This window comes from Sphingomonas sp. PP-CE-3G-477, from assembly GCF_003050745.1.
Taxonomy (GTDB): domain Bacteria; phylum Pseudomonadota; class Alphaproteobacteria; order Sphingomonadales; family Sphingomonadaceae; genus Sphingomonas.
The window spans coordinates 37,142-43,925 of record NZ_QAOF01000015.1 but is presented as its reverse complement, the minus strand read 5'-3'; the positions used below and the strand labels follow the sequence as shown (position 1 = coordinate 43,925).

At 65.0% G+C, this 6,784-nt stretch carries 7 protein-coding genes; all 7 read right to left on the bottom strand.

Annotated features, from left to right (window positions below):
* Positions 1–366: 366 nt before the first annotated feature.
* From C8J45_RS18015 to C8J45_RS17985, 7 genes are read right to left on the bottom strand one after another with little or no spacing between them, the layout of a single operon-like run.
* Positions 367–2,043 (bottom strand): GMC family oxidoreductase, encoded by a 1,677-nt coding sequence (locus C8J45_RS18015; protein ID WP_107964523.1) that lies wholly within the window; start codon positions 2,041–2,043, stop codon positions 367–369.
* A 53-nt stretch (positions 2,044–2,096) separates the two neighbouring features.
* A complete protein-coding gene (locus C8J45_RS18010) occupies positions 2,097–2,930 on the bottom strand; it encodes a sugar phosphate isomerase/epimerase (RefSeq protein ID WP_107964522.1) in 834 nt (277 codons plus the stop codon).
* Positions 2,927–3,508: a gluconate 2-dehydrogenase subunit 3 family protein gene (locus C8J45_RS18005; RefSeq protein ID WP_107964521.1), complete on the bottom strand. Its 582-nt coding sequence runs from the start codon at positions 3,506–3,508 to the stop codon at positions 2,927–2,929. Before C8J45_RS18005 ends, C8J45_RS18010 begins: the two co-directional genes overlap by 4 nt.
* The gene (locus tag C8J45_RS18000; protein WP_258191525.1) at positions 3,505–4,323 is read right to left on the bottom strand and encodes a DUF1080 domain-containing protein; all 819 of its coding nucleotides are present in this window, start codon (positions 4,321–4,323) and stop codon (positions 3,505–3,507) included. The genes C8J45_RS18005 and C8J45_RS18000 overlap by 4 nt, the downstream gene beginning before the upstream one ends.
* A gap of 11 nt (positions 4,324–4,334) precedes the next feature.
* Entirely contained in the window at positions 4,335–5,258 is a 924-nt protein-coding gene (locus tag C8J45_RS17995; RefSeq protein ID WP_107964519.1) for a hydroxypyruvate isomerase family protein, read from the bottom strand.
* Positions 5,259–5,271: 13 nt separating this feature from the next.
* On the bottom strand, positions 5,272–5,658 hold the full coding sequence (locus C8J45_RS17990; RefSeq protein WP_107964518.1) for a cytochrome c family protein: 387 nt from the start codon (positions 5,656–5,658) through the stop codon (positions 5,272–5,274).
* Positions 5,655–6,779: a Gfo/Idh/MocA family protein gene (locus tag C8J45_RS17985; protein WP_107964517.1), complete on the bottom strand. Its 1,125-nt coding sequence runs from the start codon at positions 6,777–6,779 to the stop codon at positions 5,655–5,657. Before C8J45_RS17985 ends, C8J45_RS17990 begins: the two co-directional genes overlap by 4 nt.
* Between the last annotated feature and the right edge of the window lie 5 nt (positions 6,780–6,784).

The window sequence follows — 6,784 nt, the reverse complement described above, 5'->3', positions numbered from 1 at the left end:
GAGGAGCCCGAGAACCGCAAGCCGCCGCCCACATGTCCCTTCATCTTAACCTACAATGTCAAAGAGCCGACAAAAATACCGACACTCGCATAACCTCCCTTTCGAGAAGCTTGGAGCATCTGGTTTTTTACGACCGTCGCAGAAGCCGTGAGGCACTCCGCTGCGGTTCGACGTATTTAGGAGAGCGAATGTTATAGGTCAAGCGGCTATTTTGACCTGCGATTAAATTCGCTCCCGCATCAGCCACAGCGCCATCGTCTGCCCCTTAACCGTCGGCGCTGCCGGCCCGCGGTTTGCAGCGGCACTTGGACGGGACCGGCCTTTGGGGACCCGTGCGCTATCCGGGGGCCGGACAGCCTTCCCGATTTATCCCTTCGTCATCTGGCGCACCGCGTGATCGGCGGCGCGGGCGGTCAGCGCCATGAAGGTCAGCGACGGGTTCACGCAGGAGATTGACGCCATCTGCGCACCGTCGGTGACGTAGAGATTCGAGGCCGCGTGCGCTTGGCTCCATTCGTTGAGCACCGAGGTGCGCGGGTCGCGGCCCATGCGCGCGCCGCCCATCTCGTGGATCGCGTCGCCGGGGACGTGCTCGCTTTCGCTACTCGTGACGTTGGTGAGCCCTGCCCCTTTCAGCATCGCCTCGCCCTGCGTTCGCGCGTCGGCCATCATCTTGAGCTCGTTGTCGCGGAAGCGGACGTCGAAGCGGACCAGCGGGACGCCGAACCGGTCCACCTTGCTCGCGTGCAGCGACACGCGGTTGTCCGCATAAGGCAGGCATTCGCCGAATGCGCCCATGTGGAATTTCCAGGGCGCATATTTACGCATACCGTGTTTCATCGACGCGCCGAATCCGACCGGTGCCGCCGGATCGCGGCGCGCGCTGCCCTGATAGCCATAGCCGCGCTTGAAGCCGACGCCTTCGTCGCCACCAATATTGCGGAAGCGCGGGATGTAGACGCCGCCCGGACGTCGACCATATTCGATCAACGAATCCATGCCGGGAATGTCACCCTCGATCCCGACGCGGAAGATGTGGTCCATGACATAGCGGCCAAGCGTGCCGCTGGCGTCGAAATAGCTGCGATCGCTGCCCGGTGCGCGCGAGTTCAGCAGGATCTGGGTCGACGCAATCGCCGACGCGCAGAGGAAGACGAGATCGGCGTTGACCGTTTCCGCCTGGCCGGTCTTGGCATCGATATAGCGGACGCCAGTGACCTTTTTCCGCGCCGCGTCATACACTAGGTTGGTGACGACCGAGTCCGACTTGAGCGTCAGGCGGCCAGTCGCGCGCGCAGCTGGCAAGGTCACCGCCTGAGTCGAAAAATAGGCGCCGAACGAGCAGCCGTTGCTGCACTGGTTACGGAACTGGCATTTCGTGCGGTTCTGGTCGGGCTTGTCCTCGGTCATGTTCGACAGCCGGGTGTGGATCAGTTTGCGACCGGGGAATTTGGTCTCGAGGTTCTGCTTCAGCCATTTCTCGGCGACGTTCATCGGCATCGGCGGCTGGAATTCGCTGTCGGGCAGATAGGGCAGGTTCTCGCGCGAGCCCGATACGCCGATGTATTTCTCGACATAGCTGTACCACGGCGCGACGTCGTCGTAGCGGATCGGCCAGTCGCCATCGATGCCGTCGCGCTTGTTCGCCTCGAAATCCTCCGGGCTCCAGCGAAAACACCAGCGGCCCCATATGATCGACTTGCCGCCCACCGCCGCGGGTCGGATCCAGTAGAATTTGCTGCCTTCGTCATACGCGTACGGGTTCAGCCGGTCGTCATTGTAGAATTCCTGGTTGCCGGGTGACACATAGCCGTGCGTGGCGATGAAATAGTCGCTCTCGATCAGCGGCTTGGGCATGATGTTGCGGGCCGGGATCTCATAGGCGGGCTTGCCGTCATAGGTGTAGCCCTCGCCGTGCTCGACCATCTTGCCGCGGTCTAGCATCAGGACGCGAAGGCCCTTTTCGGTCAATTCCTTGGCGGCAAAGCCACCGCTTACGCCAGACCCTATGACGATCGCGTCGAACCTGTTGGTCTCGGCCATGATCTTCCTCTCCTAATACTCGGTTAGACATGTGCCCGGTTAGAAACGCCCCGTTAAAAACGCAGGGCGCGCAACGTCCGGAAACTCGTGGTGATGTCGGGCAGATAGGGCGCGGGGGCCTGATCGTTCTCGACGTAGAAATGCCGCACCCCGGCACTCCCCTTCAGTTTGAAGAGCGCGGCGAAACCGATCGTACCCTGCCCGACCGCCGTCATGCTCCGATCGGGGCGCATGTCCTTGACGTGATACGCGTAGAGGCGCGTCGACAGCCGCTCGATCAGCGTCGTCAGGTTTTCGCCCGCATGCAGCGCCCAGTAGAGATCGAGTTCGAGCTTCACGAGCGCGGGATCGGTCTCCTTCAGCAGCCGCTCGTACAGGCTGACGCCACCCGGCTTTGTGGTGAACTCGAAATCGTGATTGTGATACGCGAAGCCCAGCCCGGCCTTTTTCAGGTCGGCCGCGAACCGGTTGAAGTTCGGCAGCGCCGCGGCCCAGCCCGCTTCGTTGCGATGCTCGTCGGTCATGTACGGCAGCACAACCGTGGTGGCGCCGAGCGTCTTGGCCATCGTCACCGACTGGTCGAACCGCTGGAGCAGCGCGTCATAGCCGATATGCACAGACGGCGCGGTCAGGCCGAGCTTGTCCATCGTCCGGCGCAGCATCGCGTGGTCCATGCCGTCATAGCCACCACCGCCGAACTCGACCTCACGGTAGCCGATCTTCGCGACCTGCCCGAGCGTGCCGGCCGGGTCCTTCGAGAAGATGTCGCGGATCGTGTAGAGTTGCAGGCCTATCGCCTTCAACTGTGCCGCGGAAGCGGTCGGCACGAACGCGAGAGCTGCGACCGCGCCGGAGCCGGCGAGCAGGTTTCTACGACTGAGGATCATGCGGAATACACCTTGTTGACCGGAGAATAGGGGAATGCGCCGTTATACTCGCCCGGCACTGGCAGATATTCGCGCTCCTGCGTCATGCCGATTTCCGACGTGTAATAGCCGGTGATGACGAGCTGTCGGAATGCTTCGAAGAAAACGCCGCCGGACGGGATCTGGTCGTTCATCGCCAGCGTCAGCAGCGCGTCGTGCTGTGCCGCGGTCGCCTTTGCGCCTGTGACTTTATAGTCTTTGAGGCTGCGCGCTTCGATCGCATCGAGCCCGGCAAGGATCGGCACGCGGTCGGCGGGTGCGGCCCAGTCGGCGAGCAGCTTTTCGATATAGGCTGGTACGCCCGCGGCGATGGCGCCCGGCGTATCGGTGGTCGGCAGCACGCGTTCGCTGAGCGCGGTCATCAGTGCGCGCTGTGGGGCTGTGAAGACCGCGACGCTGGGCGGGCCTTCGCTGATGACGGGGATGCCCGCCGCCGAGCCCGGTGTTGCCGCGACCCCGGCTGCGCGTGCGATCGGCGCATACAAAGCTGTGCCGAACATGGCGACGACACCGGCGAGTGCTGTTCTGCGGTCGATCATTTACCGTCCTTCCCTAGATCCTGCGCGATCGCCGCCTCGGTCAGCGGACGGACCCAGATGTTGCGGAACGACACCGGCGAGTCGTGATCCTGAAGCTGGATCGGCGCGGCGTCGGCGTGCGCGGTGTACGCAGCGACCTTGCGCCAGATCGTGGTACCGAGCATCGCCTGGTAGTTCTGGACGAGCACGCCGTTGAGCAGCGCAGTGACGTACGCAGGGCGGAGCAGGCTGCCGTCGGCGGCGAAGCGGGGGCGTTCGAACACGATGTCGTAGGTCTGCCATTCGCCGGGACGGCGCGCGGCGTTCACCAGTGGCGGCTTCCAGCCATAGACCGCCCCGACGGTGCCATCGGCATAGGTCGGGTTCTGCGAGCCATCGAGGATCTGCAGTTCGTAGCGCTGCATGAACCAGATGCCGCTGTTGCCGCGATCCTGCGATGTCTTGGTCGGCGGGTTGGGCGAGCGGAACTCGAGGTGCATCTGCACGTCGCCAAAGCTCTGCTTCGAGACCAGGTTGTTCTCGCCGCCGCTCTTCGCACGCGAGGGGATCGTGAGTGCACCGTTGGCGATCGGCCAAGCGATGCGATCAGGCTTCCATGCGTCGAGCGAACGCCCGTCGAACAGCACCACGGCGTCGGCGGGCGCACCGCCGGGGGTGGCGGCCGGCGCGACCACGACCGGCGCGGGGCGGTCGGCATCATGGACGTGCCACTGGCCGCCGGGCAACATCGGCGTGTCCTTGAAGCCGGGCTTGTCCTGCGCCGCAACTGGTCCCGCCAGCGCTACGATGACGCTCGCCATCACCACCGTCTTCATCCCCATCCCCCTCATGCTGTGTCGATCTCGCGATAGGCGGCGATCAGGCGATCCTCGCCTGCGCGGCCGGCGATCGAATTTCCGTGCTCCATGCCGATCACGCCGGTGTAACGTTGCGCCTTCAGCCACTTCACGATCGAGGCGAAGTTGATCTCGCCGGTCGACGGCTCGTTGCGGCCCGGATTGTCGCCGAACTGGATATAGCCGATCTCGCTCCAGCAGGTGGCCAGCGTCGGGATCAGATTCCCCGACTGAATCTGCTCGTGATACAGATCGGCGAGGATCTTTACCGCCGGGCTGTTGGCACCGCGCGCGACCGCATAGCCCTGCGCGATCGTCTGCATATAGACGCCCGGATGGTTGGTCCGCGTGTTGAGCGGTTCCATCACCATCGCCACGCCCGATGGCGCGACGATATCGCCCGCGCGGCGCATCACGTCGATGACGCGGGCGGTCTGGATATCCACCGGAACCTTCGGGTCCATGAACCCGGTGACGACGGTCATCCGCGTCGCATTCAGCCGCTTGGCGACGTCGAGCGACGCGCGGATGTCGGTGAGAAACGCCTCGCGCTCGGCGCCGTCATTGGCGCCGAGCAACGGCCGCGACTGGGACCATTTGGGCATGCTGGCGACGAACACGCCCATCGTCATGCCGCGCTGCGCCAGCGCCTTGGCCATCTGCTCCTGCTCGGCCACCGACCGCGTCGCCGCCTCGTTGTCCTCCCAAGCGGTGAAGCCCTGATCGGCGGCGTAGGCGATCTGCTCGATCCGTCCGCCGCGGCTGGCGAAGCTGCCCTCGTGGGGGGCGTAGCCGAGCGAAAAGCGCGCGGCGTTCGAGCTGCGGCGTTGCCCGGCGGCCATGCCGGGGACAAGCGATGCGGCGGCGCCTGCCGCGAGCCCAGCCCCGAGCAGATTTCTGCGGGAGAGCGTCATGCGACTATCACCATCATTTCGCGCCCTCCGCCTTGAGGTACGCGATGATCGCCGCGCGCTTGGCGGCATCGGGCGTCGCAATCGGCATCCGCGTGCCTGGCACCTTCTTCTGAGGGGCCGCGAGATATTCGTTGAGCGTCTGCTCGTCCCAGCGCAGTTTCGACGCCTTCATCGCAGCGGAATAATTGAAGCCTGGCGTCGCTGCGGCGGCACGACCAACAACGCCGTACAGGTTTGGCCCGATGCCGTTGCGGCCGCCGTTCACGACAGTGTGACAAGCACGGCAGGCGGCGAATGCCGGGGGCGAGACTGCGGTCGATTGTGCAGTGGTCGGCACGGATATCGTGGCCGCCGCAACCGCCGCGATGCTTCCCGCGACCAAGGCCATGAGCAACTTCATTCAGAGTCTCCCGAATCCATTGATGTCCATTTCCGGTCCGACCCGGCGTTAGCGATGACCGCCTCGATAAAGCGCATCGTGCGCAGGCCATCGGTCACGCCTGGAAACCAACGGTCGTCGCCATTACCGCGGATCGCTGAGGCGAATGCGCGGTAGAGGTTGGCGAACGCCTCGACATACCCCTCGGGATGCCCAGCCGGAGTCCGCACCAGCGTGGCGGTCGCGTCGAGCATGCCTGGGCCGCCGGTCCGCACGACCTCGGTCGCACGATCGAGCCAGCGGAGCGTCAGCGTGTTGGGCTCCATCTGTGACCAGTCGAGCCCGCCGCGTTCGCCGTGGATGCGCAGCCGAAGTCCGTTCTCCTCGCCTGCCGCGACCTGGCTCGCCTTGAGCACGCCGCGTGCGCCGCCCTCAAAGCGGAGCAGTGCGCTGACGTCGTCGTCGAGCCGCCGGCCTTCGACATGCGTGGTGAGGTCCGCCGAGACCGACTCCACCGACAGGCCGGAGACATGCTCGGCAAGCTGGAACGCATGCGTGCCGATGTCGCCGAGACAGCCGCCGAGACCGGCGCGCGCGGGATCGGTCCGCCATTCGGCCTGCTTGTTGCCGTCGGTGTCGATCGACTGGCTGAGCCAGCCTTGCATATATTCGACCTGGACCAGACGGATCACGCCGAAATCGCCGCGTTCGACCCGCGCGCGCGCCTCTTCGATCATGGGGTAGCCGCTATAGGTGAACGCCAGCGCGAAGTGGCGGCCGCTGGCCTTGGCGGCGGCGGCGATCGCCTCGGCCTCGACGACGCTCATCGCCATCGGCTTTTCGCAGAACACGTGGAAGCCTGCGTCCAGTGCCGCGATCGCCATTGGCGCGTGAAGGTGGTTCGGCGTGACGATCGCGAGCGCTTCGATGCGCTGGTCCGCGGGCAGCGTACTTTCGTGCGCGATCAGTGCATCGAACGTCGGGTAGATCCGCTGCGGATCGAGACCGAGCAGCGCGCCGGTGCGCGTGTTGCGCCCACCATCGGTGCTGAACGCACCCGCCACCAGGTCCCAGTCGCCGTCGAGCGCCGCCGCCATCCGGTGGACGGCGCCGATAAAGGCCCCTTCCCCGCCGCCGGCCATGCCGA

Excerpts from the sequence above, each read along its gene's own strand:
- C8J45_RS18005 (WP_107964521.1), bottom strand. The coding sequence starts at position 3,508 with ATGATCGACCGCAGAACAGCACTCGCCGGTGTCGTCGCCATGTTCGGC.
- C8J45_RS17995 (WP_107964519.1), bottom strand. The coding sequence starts at position 5,258 with ATGACGCTCTCCCGCAGAAATCTGCTCGGGGCTGGGCTCGCGGCAGGC.
- C8J45_RS17985 (WP_107964517.1), bottom strand. The coding sequence starts at position 6,779 with ATGGCCGGCGGCGGGGAAGGGGCCTTTATCGGCGCCGTCCACCGGATG.
- C8J45_RS18010 (WP_107964522.1), bottom strand. The coding sequence starts at position 2,930 with ATGATCCTCAGTCGTAGAAACCTGCTCGCCGGCTCCGGCGCGGTCGCA.
- C8J45_RS18000 (WP_258191525.1), bottom strand. The coding sequence starts at position 4,323 with ATGAAGACGGTGGTGATGGCGAGCGTCATCGTAGCGCTGGCGGGACCA.
- C8J45_RS17990 (WP_107964518.1), bottom strand. The coding sequence starts at position 5,658 with ATGAAGTTGCTCATGGCCTTGGTCGCGGGAAGCATCGCGGCGGTTGCG.
- C8J45_RS18015 (WP_107964523.1), bottom strand. The coding sequence starts at position 2,043 with ATGGCCGAGACCAACAGGTTCGACGCGATCGTCATAGGGTCTGGCGTA.